An 18,963-nucleotide genomic window follows, 5' to 3' on the forward strand; every position below is an offset into this window, starting at 1 on the left:
ATCTAAAGATCACTTGGAGGAGTCCATGCGGAGGCTTGATACCCTTGGGTGAACGTGTTGGTATGAATGTTGTCAGTTGCTGTTCTTATTATGCTCTCACGAATATCGTTGACATTTAAGATAAATGGGCCATTAAAACCACTTCTTGCAGCTAAAAGCTCCTGAACAATTTCCACTAATCGATTCCAACTAGTATTTCCATAATTCTCAAAGTTGCAATCTCCTAGAGGGTTTGCGGCTCCCGGTGTTGTTCCTTCACTGTGGCCAATACTCCCTATAACTAAAGGAATCTTACCAGAAAAGTTCGACACTACCTTTAAGAAGTTATTTTCTTCCTCGGAGAAATTCTCTAACAAACCTCCGCTTCCTCTATGCATATTTTGCAACATCGAGAATAAGAAGCCAGACCAACGTGTATAATCGTTGAAGATCGTAAGCCCTGTTACGTAGTTATAGCAACTGAATAACCAATCAGAAAGTGCTCCTGAAGCAATGCGAATCTCAGGAAATTCACTAGCTAATTGATCGAATAGCTCATCCAAATGTGGTACTCCCTGAACTTCTGTAGCTAATGTATTAGCTCTTTGTGAAATAAGCTCTATTTGCTCTATGGTGAAGGAACCTAACAATGCAAAGAACCATTCACGTAAGCAGCGTTGTTCAATAATAACACGTTTTTGAGCATCAGTAGCATCTGTAGAAAGTTCTGCTTCTAAATACACTCCAGGACGCAATCGTCTACAGGAGATACCTGTTCCTATGTATCCAAAGAATCTCGGAGCAGCAAAGGCAAGCATCTCGGAAAAATCTAAATGTTGTAACTCAGTTTTTTTCCTTTGCTTAATGTTAGAAGATAAAGCAATTAACTGTGTGGCCAGCATACACATGGCCCCATCCTCACTATGCTCTGCCATTCTATTGGCATCTCTAAGAAGTCTCTCTAGCTGGGCATGCCCTGATCTTAATCGTGCGGTCTCTTCTGTATGCTGCAAATGACGATCTTGCATATCCTCTTGTAGTCGAGCTACTTGCGCTTCTAAAATAGACTTTTCTTGAGCATGACGTGTACGTAGATCTTGAATCTCTTGAACGAGTCTCTCTTTTTCTTGCTCACTCTGTTGTAACAGATCTATGTGTGTACGGTTTTGATCAATCGCATCTGTCATACGTGCATTAAGATTGAGTTTTTCCTGCTCTAATCTATTGATCTCATTTCTCAAAATATCTATAGAATTTCTTAAATCTGTCTCACCTTGTAAAGAGCTTTGTAAATTATCAATATCGCGATCGTAATCACGGATATTATCGCGCAGCCTACTAATTTCTATTTTAAGACCCGCAATCTCCTCATCCTTAGCTAACACCTCTGATTTAAGTGTTGTGTAACGTAGCTGCGACTCTGTTAATTGTGTACGTGCAACAGAAAGTGCGTCAGAAATCTCAGCTCGTTCTTTAATAATAGCTTCTAAATCCGTAGTTATCCTTCGGATTTCTTTTTGAAGAGCCTCTATTTGCGCATCAGAGCCTGGATTACTTTCTACAGTTAATACCAGCTCTCGCAACTCCTCATTTGCCTTGCGTAAACGTTTCTGTTCTGCTTCGCGTGTATCGATATCTCCTTGCAATGCTTGGATCTTAGTATTTAAGACTTTTTCTCTTTGTTCTAAAGCCGCAACTTGCAGAGCTCGTTTTTCACTTTCTTGAGCTCCCTGAGAGATACGACCATTAACAATAGTCGCTTCCTCAACAAGACTCTTATATCTTGTAAGTTGCTCTTGAAGTTGCCTAATAGCTAGTTCATTAACAGCTATAGTGTGGCGACATTGGTCTATTTCTTCTTGAGTATACTCACCTCTGGGACGACGATTGCGTAATTTATCTACCTTTTCATTTAATGCTTCTATGTCCTGAGTAAGCGCTAAAATAGTCGCTTCTTTCTCACGTAGGTTATTTGTTAATTGACTTATAGTTCCTGAAGAACGTAGGTACCTGTCTCTGTATTCACGGTTAAACGTTGTTCGTTCAGCTCCGTCTTCAACCAGTCCTTCAATTTCTTTATCCAAATCAATACGTCGTTTTGTTAGATTTTCATCCCTTATAGATAGAGCAATTAACGTATCATAGGCATGGGAGAGCCTTGATAATAAAACATTTTGCTCCTGCAATAGGGGATGAAGACCTACTATCAATCCTTCATGTTGTTGACCACTATCAACATCGTTGGCAATTTGATTCTCCAATAACCTGATACGTTGGGTAAAAGTATTTAAAGCAGTCTGTAAATTTGTAATAATTGTAGTTTGATTTGCTTTCTCGATACTAATGCCAGCAAGATCTTGAATCAGCAAACTTCTCTCTTGATATAGCGCTATCAACTGTCCGTCATAACTCGCCCCAATCACTCCTGTCATATGCTGATTGTAGGAACGATATAGAAGTTCCAGTTCTTCGCTGATACGTTCTTGCATCTCACGAAATTCTGATAGATCAGATAGTACGCCATGTCTATTTTCTGTCTCGGAAGATAAAAGACGGTATAAATGAACTTCCTTTTTACGCAGATTCCGATCAAATTTCGCTAAAAGATTCTCTCTTTCTTGAATTATTAGTCTTGGATCGCCATTAAGATCAAAACCGTTTATAGCTAAACCACGTGCATCCGTAGTCGCAAGCAGACTTTGAAGTTGTGTCTGTAAATCTTGAATTCCCACCCTCTGTATATCTGTTTTCTTATTCGGCCGTGTTGAAAAATGTAATAACAAACTGGTAACTAGTAAAACGCTACCAATAGCAACAAACACTACACCAATAAGCGCGGGAGTACCTGAAAGCAAACCTAGCACTAAAGCTCCGGCACAGATAGTCAATAGGGATAAACAAAATAACCCAATACAAATAACTAACTGACATTTTTCCTTCCAAGGAGATGAGACTTCACCTCTCTCTAAAGGGGTTAAATCTGAAAATAAAGATAAACGAGCTTGAGAAGTTTCTGGGTTCAGTGAAGGAACCAAAGAATTCGGTGCTGAAGAAGAAGTCATGCTACAAGCACTCCAAATAAAATTAAGTCGAAAGATTTTACTATCTTAAATAGCTAAAGATCAATCAAAAAAACTTTATTTCTAATAAATCAAGAGAAACAAGAATAATTAAATCCTTCTTTACATAGATTAATTCTATTTAGTAATAAGAAATCTTAACTTAAAAACCAATAAATGTCTGATGACTATAGAAAGAATATTGATAGTAGACGATGAGCCCTTGCTCAGGGATTTTCTTTCTGAGCTTCTTTTATCTCGAGGATTCTCCCCATCTACAGCAGATAACGTTAAGCAGGGCTGTCAAAAGATAAGAACCAAGAAATACGATCTAATCATTTCGGATATGAACATGCCTGATGGCAATGGAATTGATATCATTGAAATAGCTAAAGAATACTCCCCACAAACCCCAGTCTTAGTCATCACAGCGTATGGGACTATAGAAAATGCCGTGAAGGCAATGCACCATGGGGCATTCAACTATCTAACCAAACCATTCTCCTCAGAAGCCTTGTTCGCTTTCATAGCAAAAGCTGAAGAGCTGCAAGATCTTGTGAATGAGAATCTTTTGCTAAAATCGCAAATTTCCTCAGAATCACACCCTCTGATTGCTGAAAGCCCTTCGATGAAGGATTTGTTGTCCAAAGCAAGAAAAGCTGCTGACAGCTCCGCAAATATCTTTATTCACGGAGAATCGGGATGCGGAAAGGAAGTTCTTTCCTTTTTTATCCACAGGAATTCTCCTAGAGCCTGCCAACCCTACATAAAGGTTAATTGCGCCGCCATCCCCGAAACCCTGTTAGAATCCGAGTTTTTTGGTCATGAAAAGGGGGCGTTTACGGGAGCTACAGCAAAAAAAGCTGGGCGTTTCGAACTTGCTCATACGGGAACTCTTTTGTTAGATGAAATTACAGAAGTCCCCATCAACCTGCAAGCGAAGCTGCTTAGAGCGATTCAGGAGAAAGAATTCGAACATCTTGGAGGAACAAAAACTCTATCGGTAGACGTGCGTATCCTAGCCACATCAAATCGCAATCTGAAAGAAGCTGTAGAGCAAAAGATCTTTAGACAGGACTTATTTTATCGCCTTAACGTTATCCCCCTCTACCTTCCTCCATTAAGAGAGAGAAAAGAAGATATTCTTCCTCTATCTCAGTACTTTTTAGAAAAATTTTGTAGGTTAAACAATAAACCCATAAAAACTCTATCGGAAAGTGCTAAATCTGCCCTTCTTGACTATTCCTGGCCTGGGAATATACGAGAACTCTCTAATGTATTGGAAAGGGTGGTTATCCTAGAAAGCCCTACTTACCTTACCGACACCATGCTCGCCCTATGCTAAAAATTCCTAACTCGACAAGAGGGGAGTTTTTCTTGAATTTCAGGGGAACTTCTGTTAAGCTTTCCATTCTCAAAGGTCTCAAATCCCTTGAAAAAGGTTACCTTAGGCACCGATAGCTCAATCGGATAGAGTACCTGGCTTCGGACCAGGTGGTTAGAGGTTCGAGCCCTCTTCGGTGCGTTAAAAACTTTCTAGAATAAAGAGCTTCCCTCTTATAATAATGAGTAGGAGAATCTCTTTTTATTTTTCTGATTTTTCATCTCCATATGTTGTATAAATCTTTCTACCATAAGGAGACGGCATGCACAGTCCTCAACGTCGATCGACAAAGCAAAAGAAAACCCTGGGACACGAGGTTGCCAACCTAGAAATCACAGGTAAATCCTTCCATATTTCCCAACCCCTACGTCAGTTGATCATTGAAAAAAGTGGTCAATTACCTGCAGTAGACTCTATTCATGTAGTACTGACATCACATAAAGAAAAGCAAGGAACCGAAGTACATCTAACCGCCACCATGGGGAAAGAGACATTTCAAGTAAAAACTCAACACAGCAATGCTTATAGCGCAGTTATTTCCGCCTTTAAAAAAATTCGCACTCTAACAAATAAATATCAAAAAATACGCCAGGATAAGAAGAAACATGGTGTAGGACTATCTAAAGAAGAAGAGCATGTGGTTGAACTCCAGGAGTCTACGCATCTTTATGATGATATGTTGCCTATAGAAACTATGGATGCCTGGGATTCTTTAAAGCGGTATGGGTATATCCCCGGATCTGCAAAAAAAATTCTTTCCAAGAAAAAAATTAATCTTCCTGTTCTTTCCGAAGATGAAGCTGTTAAAAAATTCGAAGCTTCCCGAGATAAAGTACTAGTCTTCCTAAATGAAAAAGAGCATAAGATTCAGCTAATCCATAAACAAAATGACAACAATTATGTCCTCATCGAACCTATCATCGCACCAGGATTCCATATCTTTTAATGAGCAGACATCTACAAATGCAGATTCTTTAAGAATCTTCGATCCAATACGGCATAAGATCTTGGCATCAACACCCGAAGAAAAGGTTCGCCAAGAACTTATAGCCTTTTTGATCGAAGAACTACTTTATCCTCCGGCTTTGATTATCGTAGAAAAAGGACTTAAAACCTTATTCCCCCTTCTTGCTCGTAAAGATCTACGTCTTCCTCGACGCCGTCCTGATCTTCTTATCATCACACCAGTAACTTATACGAATTTTGAAGGGAAAACCTACAACCTGGGACAACCTAAACCTCTTTTGCTTATTGAATGTAAAGCTCGAGTGATTAATCAACAAACAATGAACCAGCTATTAAGCTACAATTATATTATAGGATCTCCGTGTCTCTCTGTTGTATGTTACAAAAAACAACAAACAGGATTCTTAAATCCTAAAACAAACACTTTAGATTTTTATCCTGGATTACCCAGCTACTCTCAGCTACTTTCTTATTATCTCACATTAAACTCAGCACAATCTATAAACTAAAGACATGCACACCCTCACTCCAGCTATTGCATTGCAAAACCTTCCTCTTGGGAAAAATCATTATGTCACTACGATATTTTCTCCTCTGGGACTGCTCACATTCTTTGCAAAGCAAGGTCAGTCTATTTATTGCGACTTCAGAGAAGCACTTATTCCCTTGTCCTTGGGGATCTATAGTCTCGATTACTCTCCGCCAAAAATGCGCAAACTGATCTGTGCGGAAGTGAAAAATACATTTTCAGAAATAAAATCTTCCCTTCCCTTACTGCAAGCAGCAGGGAAAATGGCGAAGGGCATTCTAGAATCACAATGGCAAGAAAAGCCATCTCAAGAGCTTTTTTCTTTATTTTTAAACTTCCTACATCGCTTACCGGAAAGTAAAAATCCTGAAATGTTTTCAGCAACTTTCTTACTTAAACTTTTACAATATGAAGGGATCCTAGACCTATCCTCAACATGTGCGTGTTGTAAAAAGACAATTATTTCTCCGAACTTCTATCGTTATAAAGGTTTGAAATTTTGTCTAGAACACGGCCAAGAAAATGCCGTGATGATAGAAAACGAAGAAGAACAAGTTCTCTACGCACTTGTCCAGGCAAAAAGATTCCAAGATCTCTTACATCTATCAGATTTTCACTTAGAATTTTCAGAAAAGATTATTAGAATGTTTGAAAGTACAATCCATGAAGATAAGAATAAGAAATTACCGGAGAGTAATCGTTCCTCCGGAGCCACTACGCACTTCAAAGACTAAGGTGATGGGTGCTATACCCACTAAAGAATTGTGATACGTTTTATTCCAAATTCCACGACCTCGTTTTTCAAAATCTCCCTCTAAAATTACCTTCCCCTTAGTAGATACTTTCGTATGTACAATCACACCCACATCCTTCGGAAAAGTTAATGTAAGGGGTTCCGATTCATTACTCACAGAAATAGTAGTATTTTGTCTCCACTTCCCTCGGAAATCTAAATCCATCTTACATGATGAACAAGCAAACACTAAAGAAGTGAGCTCAGGATAATTCCCCGTCAATTTAGCTCGTAAAAATCCGAATGATCCGTTGTAAACAATAGATTCTAATTTTGGAAATTCTCCAGAAGCATCAAAATGCACACGCTTTTTTCTCTGCGCATGAATTTCCATAGTTTCCATATCAGGAAACTCTCCAGAAAAATTAAATCGATCTATATAAAATTTTTCATCCTCGGAGATATAGTGCTCAGAAAATACTGGGAGACTTATCGAAAATAGGGATGAAAATATAAAGAAAAAAACCGAAAGAAACCGCAAGGTTTACACCCCAAACTTGAAACTATGCCCACTATGAAAATTCAAGATAAAGAAATCAAGAAGAAGAGGACCTCGAGCAACTTCCATTGCGAAAGAGGGGACTCGAACCCCTAAGGAAAGCTCCACTACCACCTCAAGATAGCGCGTATACCAATTCCGCCACTTCCGCAAAAAAAATAGCTTAGCTAGGAAATCCCCTTTACCTCAAGAAAAAAAATGTTTCCGACTGAGTAAAAATGGAGTACATTAGAAAAAGCTCTAACAATAATTTTTAGGAATCATGCGTTGTACTGCCCATTGCACAGCTTCATCTTATAACTTGCACGTGCTCTTTCACTTACTAAAAGCTCGTTTCCCCACAGTCTTATCTAGGGAATATGTTTTAGTATCTTCAGAAAATCCTGATGAATGTGACAAGATTGCCGTGTTTTTCCCCTTTGGGGTTGCTGTGTTTTGGGGATGGGAAGAGTTCGAAGAAATCAAAGTCCTTCAATCTATTGTTACAGCTTCTCCAGAAATTCTCCCCCAACCAGAAATCGATTGTTACAACTTCCATTACGGAGAAAAACTTCAAATACGTAGGGATAGGTTAATCCTAGCAGATTCACAACTCAATACAAAATTAGCTATATCTTTTGGCCTTGCCCAGTCGGTAAAGCTCACTATATTTGAAGCCACTATCTATAAAACTATTGAAGATTCTAAACGCCTTCCTCAAGATCTAGCCACTAAAGGGAAAATTTCTATGCCAAGGAAGGCTATTGCAAAAAAAATTGGTAAACTATTCTTAGATAAAGCCTCTGTAAATCTTCATTCTGATATTCTCGATGAACCAGACTTTTTCTGGGACCATCCACAAACACAACCCATTTATATTGACGTTCTCAACTGCTTAGATATTAACGCTCGAATTAATGTTCTCAACCATAGACTAACAATTCTTGGAGATGTATTGGAAATCTTAAATGATCAACTTAATCATCAGCACTCTTCCTCGTTAGAATGGACCATCATCTGGTTGATCATGCTAGAAGTTTCCGTCGCTCTACTTAAAGACGTATTCAATGTCATTTAAACTACTTACTAAAAACCTACCCATGCATCTATGTTGTGGTCTTATCCATATCTATAGATGGACAATTTCCCCTTTGTTAGGGAACCCATGTAGATTTTTTCCTACATGCTCACAATATGCTCTTCAGGCTTTAAAACATCACGGATGTATTAAAGGCCTTGGATTAACAATCAAAAGAATAGGAAAATGTGGACCCTGGCATCCAGGAGGAATTGATCTTGTTCCTATGACGACTTTGGAGGAAGCTTTAGATGTTTCCCCGGGAACAGACGATGATGACTCATGTGATTCACACGCATAATCTCTTCGATAGTCACTCCAAAACGACGTGCTATCAGCCATAAAGAATCCCCGTCTTTCACAATATAATCTTCGTAAACGGGCTCTTGAGAATCCATAACGGGCACTTCCATACTTACGTCATTAGCAATGAAAGAACGTGGTGTTGACGTGATACGAGAAATAAAATTCTGACTATAGAGAGAGTCTTTAGGAAGAAGATTGATAAAGGTCTTTAAAGCTTCGTCTGTAAACTCATGAAGTACCCAATCTTCATCATGAACGAGTAATAACAAAGCTGCTAAAGGCTCTCCTAAACTCATATAGGTGGATAAAATTTTCTGTCGTTGTTGATCAGAAATTGCTGTAGCACGGTTATGCTCATTACATAGGGAAAAAAATATCTGCTCTTCATTACGTATTATCATTCTTGCTAAAGAAGCAATAGAAGCCACTTGCTCATCAGCACCACAAAGTAAAGTACGTAAATAAAGAAATTCTGGAGTGTGACAAAAATGATATAGACAATCTTCGTCAACAACACCCTGCTCTAAATTTTTAGAGATAGAAACAAACAAACCCCGAGAAGTAAAAGGATAACGTTCTCGAGATAAATAACGACGTATTAAACTATACTCTCTCTCGTTAATGTTCGGTAATAACCAGGTTTTCCCCTTGCTACGCAATTGCGTGAATGTCAGAGGATGAGAAAGCGCACTGCCTACATCTACATCATAAGTATGAATAGCCACACTTAATGCCCATAACTTTAGTGGACGTCCATAAAGTAAATGATCTTCATCCAATAAACGATACAATTCTTCAAGAGAAGCTTCTGCTAAATTCTCTAAGAAATCTTCGGGAATATACTTTACTCGACAACTCTTAGCCACTAAAGGACCAGAAAATAAACGTAGTTTATAAATATCCTTTCGAAAGATAGTTAAGTAAAATAAAAGTAAGAAAACAATATTTAACACCGCACTTAAAACTAATGCTTGCCACAGCCATCGGGTAGTTTTTTGCAAGGCCATTAAAGATTACTCCTAAAGCTGAGTTTCTCTCTGAATATTAAAATACTTGCCACTATACACTCCTCCTCGTAAAATCTGTCATAAAAACGTCTCATCTTTAATATCCATGCGAGTTTCTTTATCCTCATTACAAAGATTTTTTTCTTCTCCTTTACCTATAAAACAAATTATAGAAGCTTGTGATCGTATAGGAATAGAAACTGAAATAGAAACACTTCTTACATGCTCATTTTCCTCCATCATCACGGCAAAAGTGTTAAAGACAGTTCCCCACCCTAATGCAGATAAACTCGTAGTTGCCACCCTTTTTGATGGACAACAAGAACACCAAATAGTTTGTGGAGCTCCCAACTGCCGCCCCGATATCATAGTTCCTTTAGCTCTTCCGGGAGCAAAACTTCACGATCACAAAGGCAACGCCTATACAATAAAAAAATCTAAACTCCGTGGTGTAGAATCTCAAGGCATGTGTTGTGGCGCAGATGAATTAGGATTTGCTCATCTACAAACAACCGAAAGAGGACTCTTCGAATTCCCTCAAAATACACCTTTAGGAGAGAGCGCATGCGCACTTCTTGCCGATACATTTATCGAATGTTCCTTAACTCCTAATCTAGGTCACTGCGCCTCACTTTTAGGTCTTGCTAGAGAAATTACCCACATAACAAACGTAGATCTTGTTCTACCCCCAGAATTTGTATTTACTCCCCTAGAAACAACTACAAAAGAAAGTTCATCACAAGATCAAAATCTTTGCCCCATCTTTTACTGTGTAAAAATCTCTGGAGTATCTGCTGAAACTTCTCCTCAAGAACTGCAAAATGCTCTCGGAGAACTCAAACAAAAATCTATTAATTCTATTATAGACATCACTAATTACATCATGTTGTCGTTAGGACAGCCCCTTCATGTTTATGATGCTAGAGCCGTAGATATCAATTCTTTGCATGTACAAAAAGCACCAAAAGATGAGTCCTTAAAACTTCTAAATAACGAAGAAGTACATGTCCCTCAGGGAACAGCTATTATCTGTGATAAAGACCACACGGTAGGCTTGGCAGGTGTTATGGGGAGTTTAGATTCCTCATTCAATGAGTCAACAACAGAGATTATCTTAGAAGCTGCGTATTTCCTTCCGAAAGCTATACGTGCTTCACAAACACACATTCCCCTACATTCTGAAGCTGCATACCGTTTTACAAGAGGTATTGATCCAAATAATGTTTTGCCATCGCTTTACGCAACTATTCATTATATACTAAAGCTTTTCCCTAATGCTAAGGTATCCCCCATCCATGTTTTAGGTTCTGCACCTCAAGCTCCTACTTTATCTTTACGTACAGAACTCGTAGGGAAGATCCTTGGAACACCTCTGAATGCTTCTCAAATAAGCGAGGAACTGACTTCCTTAGGGTTTAACATTACTTCTAAAGAAAACGCTATTTTATCAGTGAATGTCCCTTCGTATCGCCATGACATTCGTGAAGAAATCGATCTTGTTGAAGAAGTCTGTAGAACACAGCCATGGAAAATAGAAAATAAGAGAACCCCTGTTATTTATAGTCCCATGTATTCTCTTAAACGAGAGATTGTGGATTTCTTAGCAAACTCAGGACTACAACAGTTTTTCACTTGTGATCTTTTAGATATAGAAACAGCAGCGTTAAATAGAGAAGAAATTGACTATATCTCTTTGCAAGGCTCTAAGCAAGCTACTGTATTGCGAGATTCCTTACTCCCTGGATTATTAAAAAGTACAGCAACGAATCTCAATAGGCAAGCATCTTATGTACACGCTTTTGAGCTAGGAACGGTTTATACAAAGAGGGATTCGAAATATCAAGAAACACAAAGTTTAGGAATCATTTTATCAGGACAGGCAGAAGAGTTATCTTGGATATCTCATGAACGCCCTTTATCATTTTATTCGATAAAAGGATGGCTTGAAAAACTATTTCACCACCTACACGTTCCTTCGCAGGCCTATACGATTCAACCCAGTGAATGTGCGAATTTCCATCCTTACCAACAAGCACAGATTTATCTTCATAAACATGTGCTAGGACGATTCGGAACACTACATCCACAGTTATGTAAGAAAGCTCAGATCAAACATTCTGTATTTTTTGCTGAACTCTCTTTAGATTCTCTTTTACATACACAAAAGAAATCCCTATACCTATATAAACCTTATCCTATTTATCCTTCTTCATTCAGGGATATAACACTTACAGTTCATGAATCTGTACCAGCAGATTCTTTACGGAAGAAACTTTTAAGTTTCCATTCTAAATGGCTTGAAAGTGTTTCCATTATCAGTATATATCAAAATAAGAACCCTACTACTCAGAATAAAAATGTTTCCCTACGCCTTGTATTCCAAGACAAGGAAAGAACATTATCTAACCAAGAAATAGAAGAAGAACATGAGCGTTTACTTGCTATGCTTAATGCACAAATAAACGATACAAAAGGAACGATCGATTCATGAAACATCTGCTTTTTTGCGTTTGCGCACTCTCTTTCTCATGCTTTGCCTATGGGTCAGCTCTGAAACAAGATTCCTCGGTTATGAAGGAAACCTTCCGTAATAACTATGGAATTATCGTATCAGGAAGAGATTGGGTAAAACGGGGTTGTGATGGAACAATTACCAAAGTTTTAAAGGACGGATCCACTCTTTATGAAATTTATGTTCAGGGTCTGCTTCATGGAGAAATCACGCTAACATTCCCTCATTCTACAACTCTTGCTGTAATAAAAACTTATGATCAGGGAAGACTCGTTTCCTATAAGACATTCTTTTCTAATGGTCTCCCTTCTCAAGAAGAAGTATTCCAAGAAGATGGATCTCTTATTGTTACCCGTTGGCCGGATAATAAAAATAACGATACTATTACTGAGCCTTATTTTACTGAGACTACCTACCAAGGTCGCGTACTTGAGGGGAGCTATTCTTCATTTAATGGGAAATATACATCTACAATTCGCAACGGAGAAGGTATACGGTCTAACTTCTCTCCAAATAATGTCCTTCTTTCTGAAGAAGCCTTCAATGATGGCGTTATGGTGAAACGAACCACCTTCTATGCAACTAGAGATCCTGAAACTATCACTCATTATATTAATGGCCAACCTCATGGATTACGTTTAACCTATCTCCCTGGAGGGATTCCTAGTACTATTGAAGAATGGCGACACGGATACCAAGATGGAACTACAACAGTATTTAAAAACGGTTGTAAGGCTGCTGAGATTCCTTTTGTAAAAGGATCCAAGGAAGGATGTGAATTACGCTATAACGAAGACGAAGTTATCGCAGAAGAAGTGTCTTGGAGAAATAATTTCCCTCATGGTATGAGAAAAATCTACGCTGCCGGTGTCTATAAATGTGAGTGGTATCATCGTGGACGCCTAGTCTCAAAAACAAAGTTTGAGAGACTTAACAATGCGGGATAATATAGTTTGTTTCCATGTCCGAGAATCTTTACTTAGTTTCTGACGATTCTAAATTCTCTCTATCGCAAGCCTGCTCCCAAGGCTTGCAGATAGCTAAATATCCTCCTCTACAGGTCATCGTTCATTTCCAAAACAACGCTGTTGTAAAAACGCAACTCTCTTTAGCTCCTGTTTTTTGCTGTTTATTTCTTGGTCCGGGATCACACAAGGCTATGGAAGAAATTGTTTTATTGTGCGCCAAATATTCACAAAAACTAAATATCCCACGCTCTTCTTACATCGATACATCCGTTTTATCTGAACAACAAAAAATAATACTCGATTGTGTTGCAAAAATCCCTTTTGGACAAACACGCACATATGGGGAGATTGCTAGAGAAACGGATACACATCCACGCACTGTAGGATCAGCGTGTAAAAATAACCCTTTTCTTCTATTTTTCCCTTGTCATAGGGTCATTGGAAGTAATGGCGAACGCCATTACTGCGCAGGGGAACAAATCCAAAACATCCTTCTTAACTTCGAAGAATTATTAAGTTAATCTTGTAACTTAGGATCCAAAGCATCGCGAATACCATCCCCTATTAATGCTATAGCAATGAGTAGTGCTGTAAGCATGATAGCTGGAGGCCAAAGAATAGCGCTTTCTGAGGGGAAGGCGGTAACACCTTCTTTCATAAGATTTCCCCAAGATGCAGAACTTTCCTCACCAAGACCTAAAAATGTTAATCCCGCTTCACAACTAATCATTGCCATCATAGAAAATGGTAATAGGGAAATAATAGGTACGATTGCATTGGGAAGTATCTGGTGTACCATAATATGATAATGGCTATAGCACATATTCGTCGCAGCTAACACGTAGGACATATTGCGCTGTTTTAGAGTTTCTATCCTGATGTATCTGCTAAATCCTGTCCAACCAAAACAACCGAGTAATATTGTATCAAGGATTAAGGATTTTTGCTGCGTTATTGAGACAACAAGCATCAAAATGAATAACATGGGCATGGTTTCCCAAATTTCGGTGAATCTAGAAAGAACCATGTCTGTAGTTCCTCCAAAATATCCAGAAAACAGGCCGATAATCGTACCAATAAATAATGCAATAGCAACGGAAATTCCTCCGACAACTAAGGCTATACGAATACCGAAAATTAAAGAGGCTAGGAGATCTTTACGATTGATGCGTGTGAGCTGCCACCAACGTACATATTTATTCATCTCACGAGAACCACCTGCATCATCTTCCCAATGAAATGTAGTGAATAATGGGCTGATAAGAATATGTAATTTCTCGGACTCTGTAGTAATCCACGTACGCTTATCCTGAATAAAGTTAATTGCGCTATGGATCTTACTATACTCCTCAAGGACTTGACGCGTACTTACTAGGTGTTTTCGAAACGGTTCTGCTTCTTCTTCTATCGAAGAATATGCTGAGCGCAAACTCTCATGATGATCTTTATTATATAAAGCTAGGTTCAGATTATGTTCAACCCGAGTAAGCGCCATAAGGAAAGGACGGTATTCATCGATCGCTCTATACCAAGTTTGTAAAGAAGATTCGTAAGAGGTACTCAACTTTTGTAATCTTCTCTGTAGACGCTCCAAACAAACTTGTTCATTTTTCATCTGCGAGTGATGTAGTGTAGGGATTTGTGATCCTCTATACCCCTCATAAGCTACACAATACCTCTGTAATTTCTCATGTTGCAACTTACGGTATTTTGACTTTATCAGAATTCCTAATTGCTCGTACTTACTCATATACATCTTTTCTAATTCCCAAGTACGCGTATCTTTAGGGAGTAACACTACAGTTTCTGATCTACTATTGGTAATTTGCGAAAGGATTTTCTCTGCACGTAATTTCTTAAGATTTTCATCTACTGCAGGATCTTGAATATTTCCACGATATACAAAGATAAAGCCCGATATCTGGATAATAGCTAAGATTCCAATAATACCCTTACGAATACTTCCCCTTGAGAATTTACATCCCATAAAGAAAAAGGGCAGGGTTACCATGAACACATTAAAGAAAAGATCTATCGGCTTAGTATAAAAACCTGGAAACCATAAATACCTAAATAGGGGGAAAAATAATGAGTCCTCCCATTTCACTAAAATAGGCTTACTACTAGCGAACAGAGGTGCATAAACACCTATAAGAGACAAAATTATGACAAATTTCCATGAAAGTGAAGCAAGGAAATTCTTATGATATGCCTGAAAAAATCTACGGTAGAAAGAGGTCTGGGATTGCATAGTTCTAAACCCTCTTCTTTCCTAACTGTACTCTAGGATCTAATAGCACGTAGCAAATATCTCCAATTAAATAGCCCAATAAAGATAAAGCAGATCCAACGAGAACAGAAAATAACACTACATTGTGATCACGATTTAAAATAGCTTGATAGAAAAATCTTCCAAAGCCATCGATATCAAACAAAGTTTCTACAACTAGAGCACCCCCCAATATCGCTCCCAAAGATGACGCTAAAGAAGTGATCAGTGAGGAAGCCGCATTCTTCCCTACATGCTTTACAAGAATATCGTAACGAGATACTCCACGAGCTCGTGCTGCACAAATATAATCCTCCCCTAGGATTTCTAAAAATATGGATCTGCTTAATCGTGATTGAGAAGCAAACGCTCCATAGCTTACAGCACAAAAAGGTAAGAAGCTGTGTGTTACAGTATCTAAAAGCTTACCAAAAGAACTTAATTGGTTAAAAATTTCTGGAGAAGATCTCAACCCACTATACGGCATGGGGATAGAGGTAAATGGTATCGTTTTATTAATAACGAAATTATCAATAATCCACGGAACAGCGACAAATACAGGAACAGAGAATAGAAACAGGAAGATAAAATTCAACGTATGATCTAACCATCGGTTCCTATTTAAGGCCATAATCATTCCAAACACCTGGCATAAGATAAATACCAAGATCATAGGAAGAACCGACAGAGTTAATGATGAACGCAGTCGCTTAATAACTTCGGAAACTACTGTTTTATGAGGATCATTACGTAAAGTTCCAAAATCCAAATGCAAAACACGCGACATATAACGGGCAAAGCGAGTTTCTAAGAAAAATGTCTTCCATGAGAAACATTTATAAGGGAAGGCTTCCATTCCTCCCTCTTTACGAAACCACTCTTTTAAAGCTTCAACCTTAATTCCTATATTGTCTTCAGAGAGTAATTTTACAAGTAAGACATTGTTTTTAGAAACTTTCTCATTATATGCATATTGTTCAGAAGATAATCCCGAGCCTACAATTCCCTGACGAATAGCACCACGAATAAATAGGTCTGCAGCAACATGACGATAAGAAGGATCTTTCGTACTATCACTAGCTTCAAATAATAGTGCTGGCAAAATAAATTTTGCACGATCACCCCAGTAAATCTTTAGCTTAGAAAATGATTGCTTGTTAGATTTTTTATTCTGAAAGTTATCGATTATTTCCTGAATCCCTGTTTTCACTTTAGCATGTGACATGCTAGGACGGGTATTAAAGAAAATAGGCAGAGTCAAACCGTAATATTCTCGGAACTGTAAATAGCGGTCTGGGCCTTTGTACGTGCGAATTTTATCTGATCTTCCTGCGTCTCCATGAGCATCGACGGATTGATCCTCAACAACATCTCCTGGAGCAGCATTCAATATGATGAAATTAATCGAAACAATTGCAAAAAGCGTCAGAGGAATCAATATCAAACGTTTTAAGATATACTTGAACACTCTTCCTCCTTCCTGTCTAGCCAAACCATATGAAGATTAACCATTTCGTCTTGAGCATCAGGTATCAAATCTGTTCTCTGTTTAGGGACAAAGACGTTTTTCACGTAATCTTTATAGAGTAAAGAAAAGGTGCGAGAAAATAGGAAGGCATAGGGAGATTCTTCATGAATAACTTCGTGGAAACGATGGTATAAATCTACACGTTTACCCGCATCGTATTCATAGCTAAGTTGATCTATGATTTTATCGGCTTCAGGATTATGGAAACCAACGACATTAGCGGATCCTTTTTCCATTGCACCCTCGGAATGCCAAAGAGCTCGAGGATCCTCTGGAGGAGATCCTAGACACCAGCCGGTAAGCAGAGCGTCGAAATTCTTTTCTTCAAATGCTTGAGAAAGGTCGGCGGTATCTAATCCTAATAAGCTACACTCAATGCCTATCTCTTTACAGACAGTAGCTACGTATTCTGCAATAGTACGGCCTGTGATACTTTTGACATAATAACATAAACGGAAACGAAAAGGAATGACAGCTCCGTCTATGACTTTTTCTCGAATACCATCACCATCAGTGTCTATCCAACCCTCTTCTTCTAATATACGAGCAGCTTCTTCTGGAGAATAATGCCATCCCTCTACTTTTTGATTATAGGAAGGAGAAAAAGGTGAGAAGGGACCGCTGATCACATGGGCACGACCATCTAGGCATTCTTCTATAATCCTATCACGATCTATGAGCATGTTCATAGCACGTCGCACTTGACGATTTTCAAAAAATAATGAGTAACAATTCCAGCCGATATAAGCATAAGAACGATCTGGATAGATCATTTCACGAATGGCTTCACCTTTAGAAGCTTGATTCTTATAGGCTGGGGTTTTCATAAAACTTACTAGATTATCCACATGATTCGGAGGTAGATAGGCTAAATCGAGTTTTCCTGCTTTGAAATCTTGGAATAAAGAATCTGAATTATCCTTAATATAGACATAACGTTTCTCAACCAGGGCTTCCCTAAGATTATAATGGTTGGGATTTCTCGTAAAAATGAGCTTTTCGTCATCCATACCGGAAAAGTAAAAGGCTCCGCAGCTAACAAGATAGTTCATTGACCAGTGTGTGGAGAAATTCTGAGCCCAAACGGAATCTTTACGGTAAATATCGGGATCAGAATCATCTTTGATGATCTTTTCACCATTTGCAAAATACTGATACACAAAGCGCGGTAAAGGTTGTAAACATAGAGTATTAGAGAAAGCAGAATATAGAACTTTTCTTTCTTCTTTCCCTTCTTCATTTACAAGGGTGTGCGCTTTCCAACGAACTACAAATTTTAAATCATCTTCTACAGTGATTGAGACAATATCTTCAAAATATGAACGCAAAGCCACAGCACGCATTTCTGCAATGTAGGGATTCATCACTGCATCATAGTAAAATTTGAAATCGTGTGCTGTTACAGGGTGAGGCTGCATAAAATCATCAGCCAGTTGCACATGTTTAGGAAAACGTGTTGGGTCTATAGGCACCCAGAACACATTAGGGCGCAAATAAATATGAAATTCGCGATCTCCAGAGCCATCTGAAACATTATGTTCTTCTATTTTCAAAGCCAATCCAGGAGAAAATTCTTCATATTTCCCCACATGGGCATTTGCTAACCCAGGAACACATAAATCATATAACTTCACGATATAGTCGTAGCCATTGAAAGGACTCAAATTGTCAGGTTTCCCTACATGAGCCGTACGTAAAATGCCTTTAGGAACAAAATCACCACCTACAAGATTCTCTAAGGTCTTTTCCATATAAGGATCCGGAGAAAGTAAATTAGGATAATGAGGATCTCCAACTTCTACAGAATTGCAACAGGTAGTTACAGATAGGGATGAAGGATATGTTGTATTCAAAGATCGTGCGGCGTTGTTTTGCTTCACGAGGCTCAGTAGTTCTTGGATGTCTTCTTGTACATCTCGAACATTCATTTTGATCAACTTGATATCTTTCTCAAGTAAATCAGATGACCAGTATAACAAAACTAAAGAGGCAACAACCACACACTTTAAAATTTTGTCTATTATACACCGTTTATTCATATAAAACAGATCCTCTGCCAAAGACTACTACACTCTGACAGTTCCTGAAAAACATGTCTTTCAGCCTT

Annotated in this window: 15 protein-coding genes and 2 tRNA genes; 10 read left to right on the forward strand and 7 right to left on the reverse strand. The window is 38.4% G+C overall.

What is annotated here, in order from left to right:
* Window positions 1–2 precede the first annotated feature (2 nt).
* The gene (locus O1W69_RS00695) at window positions 3–3,041 is read right to left on the reverse strand and encodes a hypothetical protein (RefSeq protein ID WP_375793633.1); all 3,039 of its coding nucleotides are present in this window, start codon (window positions 3,039–3,041) and stop codon (window positions 3–5) included.
* 181 nt (window positions 3,042–3,222) lie between these two features.
* Here O1W69_RS00695 and O1W69_RS00700 point away from each other — a divergent pair, with 181 nt between their 5' ends.
* The 5 genes from O1W69_RS00700 to recO all read left to right on the forward strand — a co-directional run bounded on the left by O1W69_RS00700 (window position 3,223) and on the right by recO (window position 6,651).
* On the forward strand, window positions 3,223–4,383 hold the full coding sequence (locus O1W69_RS00700) for a sigma-54-dependent transcriptional regulator (protein WP_375793634.1): 1,161 nt from the start codon (window positions 3,223–3,225) through the stop codon (window positions 4,381–4,383).
* Between the two features lie 106 nt (window positions 4,384–4,489).
* A tRNA-Arg gene (locus O1W69_RS00705) sits at window positions 4,490–4,563 on the forward strand.
* A gap of 121 nt (window positions 4,564–4,684) precedes the next feature.
* Entirely contained in the window at window positions 4,685–5,368 is a 684-nt protein-coding gene (locus tag O1W69_RS00710) for a sigma 54 modulation/S30EA ribosomal C-terminal domain-containing protein (RefSeq protein ID WP_375793635.1), read from the forward strand.
* Complete coding sequence (locus tag O1W69_RS00715) at window positions 5,322–5,897, forward strand: type I restriction enzyme HsdR N-terminal domain-containing protein (protein ID WP_375793636.1); 576 nt, start codon at window positions 5,322–5,324, stop codon at window positions 5,895–5,897. Before O1W69_RS00710 ends, O1W69_RS00715 begins: the two co-directional genes overlap by 47 nt.
* A gap of 4 nt (window positions 5,898–5,901) precedes the next feature.
* Entirely contained in the window at window positions 5,902–6,651 is a 750-nt protein-coding gene (recO, locus tag O1W69_RS00720; protein WP_375793637.1) for a DNA repair protein RecO, read from the forward strand.
* On the opposite strand, the gene O1W69_RS00725 is transcribed toward recO, so the two are convergent.
* Both O1W69_RS00725 and O1W69_RS00730 read right to left on the reverse strand, forming a co-directional pair.
* Complete coding sequence (locus O1W69_RS00725; RefSeq protein ID WP_375793638.1) at window positions 6,601–7,191, reverse strand: hypothetical protein; 591 nt, start codon at window positions 7,189–7,191, stop codon at window positions 6,601–6,603. The two genes, recO and O1W69_RS00725, sit on opposite strands and share 51 nt — an antisense overlap.
* Window positions 7,192–7,278: 87 nt before the next feature.
* Window positions 7,279–7,360, reverse strand: a tRNA-Leu gene (locus O1W69_RS00730).
* A 111-nt stretch (window positions 7,361–7,471) separates the two neighbouring features.
* On the opposite strand from O1W69_RS00730, the gene O1W69_RS00735 reads away from it, so the two are divergent.
* Both O1W69_RS00735 and yidD read left to right on the forward strand, forming a co-directional pair.
* On the forward strand, window positions 7,472–8,266 hold the full coding sequence (locus O1W69_RS00735) for an RMD1 family protein (protein WP_375793639.1): 795 nt from the start codon (window positions 7,472–7,474) through the stop codon (window positions 8,264–8,266).
* Window positions 8,256–8,567 carry a membrane protein insertion efficiency factor YidD gene (gene yidD / locus O1W69_RS00740; RefSeq protein ID WP_375793640.1) on the forward strand — a complete coding sequence of 104 codons (312 nt, stop codon included), beginning with the start codon at window positions 8,256–8,258 and terminating at the stop codon, window positions 8,565–8,567. The genes O1W69_RS00735 and yidD overlap by 11 nt, the downstream gene beginning before the upstream one ends.
* Here yidD and O1W69_RS00745 read toward each other — a convergent pair.
* On the reverse strand, window positions 8,491–9,579 hold the full coding sequence (locus tag O1W69_RS00745) for a LysM peptidoglycan-binding domain-containing protein (RefSeq protein WP_375793641.1): 1,089 nt from the start codon (window positions 9,577–9,579) through the stop codon (window positions 8,491–8,493). The two genes, yidD and O1W69_RS00745, sit on opposite strands and share 77 nt — an antisense overlap.
* Window positions 9,580–9,685: 106 nt before the next feature.
* Here O1W69_RS00745 and pheT point away from each other — a divergent pair, with 106 nt between their 5' ends.
* The 3 genes from pheT to O1W69_RS00760 are packed head-to-tail and all read left to right on the forward strand — an operon-like array spanning window position 9,686 to window position 13,580.
* Window positions 9,686–12,070: a phenylalanine--tRNA ligase subunit beta gene (gene pheT / locus O1W69_RS00750; RefSeq protein ID WP_375793974.1), complete on the forward strand. Its 2,385-nt coding sequence runs from the start codon at window positions 9,686–9,688 to the stop codon at window positions 12,068–12,070.
* On the forward strand, window positions 12,067–13,038 hold the full coding sequence (locus O1W69_RS00755; protein WP_375793642.1) for a toxin-antitoxin system YwqK family antitoxin: 972 nt from the start codon (window positions 12,067–12,069) through the stop codon (window positions 13,036–13,038). The genes pheT and O1W69_RS00755 overlap by 4 nt, the downstream gene beginning before the upstream one ends.
* 14 nt (window positions 13,039–13,052) lie before the next feature.
* Window positions 13,053–13,580 carry an MGMT family protein gene (locus tag O1W69_RS00760; RefSeq protein WP_375793643.1) on the forward strand — a complete coding sequence of 176 codons (528 nt, stop codon included), beginning with the start codon at window positions 13,053–13,055 and terminating at the stop codon, window positions 13,578–13,580.
* Here the strand turns inward: O1W69_RS00760 and O1W69_RS00765 are convergent.
* From O1W69_RS00765 to O1W69_RS00775, 3 genes are read right to left on the reverse strand one after another with little or no spacing between them, the layout of a single operon-like run.
* Window positions 13,577–15,310 carry an ABC transporter permease gene (locus O1W69_RS00765; RefSeq protein ID WP_375793644.1) on the reverse strand — a complete coding sequence of 578 codons (1,734 nt, stop codon included), beginning with the start codon at window positions 15,308–15,310 and terminating at the stop codon, window positions 13,577–13,579. The two genes, O1W69_RS00760 and O1W69_RS00765, sit on opposite strands and share 4 nt — an antisense overlap.
* A 4-nt stretch (window positions 15,311–15,314) precedes the next feature.
* Complete coding sequence (locus tag O1W69_RS00770; RefSeq protein ID WP_375793645.1) at window positions 15,315–16,796, reverse strand: ABC transporter permease; 1,482 nt, start codon at window positions 16,794–16,796, stop codon at window positions 15,315–15,317.
* Complete coding sequence (locus O1W69_RS00775; protein ID WP_375793646.1) at window positions 16,778–18,895, reverse strand: ABC transporter substrate-binding protein; 2,118 nt, start codon at window positions 18,893–18,895, stop codon at window positions 16,778–16,780. Before O1W69_RS00775 ends, O1W69_RS00770 begins: the two co-directional genes overlap by 19 nt.
* Window positions 18,896–18,963 lie beyond the last annotated feature (68 nt).

Origin of the sequence: Chlamydia sp. 12-01, assembly GCF_042234205.1 — a bacterium.
Taxonomy (GTDB): Bacteria; Chlamydiota; Chlamydiia; order Chlamydiales; family Chlamydiaceae; genus Chlamydia.

What these genes read in the sequence shown, in the direction of transcription:
- pheT (WP_375793974.1), top strand. Translation starts at nt 9,686, where the DNA reads ATGCGAGTTTCTTTATCCTCATTACAAAGATTTTTTTCTTCTCCTTTA.
- O1W69_RS00700 (WP_375793634.1), top strand. Translation starts at nt 3,223, where the DNA reads ATGACTATAGAAAGAATATTGATAGTAGACGATGAGCCCTTGCTCAGG.
- O1W69_RS00765 (WP_375793644.1), bottom strand. Translation starts at nt 15,310, where the DNA reads ATGCAATCCCAGACCTCTTTCTACCGTAGATTTTTTCAGGCATATCAT.
- O1W69_RS00745 (WP_375793641.1), bottom strand. Translation starts at nt 9,579, where the DNA reads ATGGCCTTGCAAAAAACTACCCGATGGCTGTGGCAAGCATTAGTTTTA.
- O1W69_RS00760 (WP_375793643.1), top strand. Translation starts at nt 13,053, where the DNA reads ATGTCCGAGAATCTTTACTTAGTTTCTGACGATTCTAAATTCTCTCTA.
- O1W69_RS00735 (WP_375793639.1), top strand. Translation starts at nt 7,472, where the DNA reads ATGCGTTGTACTGCCCATTGCACAGCTTCATCTTATAACTTGCACGTG.
- O1W69_RS00755 (WP_375793642.1), top strand. Translation starts at nt 12,067, where the DNA reads ATGAAACATCTGCTTTTTTGCGTTTGCGCACTCTCTTTCTCATGCTTT.
- O1W69_RS00775 (WP_375793646.1), bottom strand. Translation starts at nt 18,895, where the DNA reads ATGAATAAACGGTGTATAATAGACAAAATTTTAAAGTGTGTGGTTGTT.
- recO (WP_375793637.1), top strand. Translation starts at nt 5,902, where the DNA reads ATGCACACCCTCACTCCAGCTATTGCATTGCAAAACCTTCCTCTTGGG.
- O1W69_RS00715 (WP_375793636.1), top strand. Translation starts at nt 5,322, where the DNA reads ATGTCCTCATCGAACCTATCATCGCACCAGGATTCCATATCTTTTAAT.
- O1W69_RS00695 (WP_375793633.1), bottom strand. Translation starts at nt 3,041, where the DNA reads ATGACTTCTTCTTCAGCACCGAATTCTTTGGTTCCTTCACTGAACCCA.
- O1W69_RS00710 (WP_375793635.1), top strand. Translation starts at nt 4,685, where the DNA reads ATGCACAGTCCTCAACGTCGATCGACAAAGCAAAAGAAAACCCTGGGA.
- yidD (WP_375793640.1), top strand. Translation starts at nt 8,256, where the DNA reads ATGTCATTTAAACTACTTACTAAAAACCTACCCATGCATCTATGTTGT.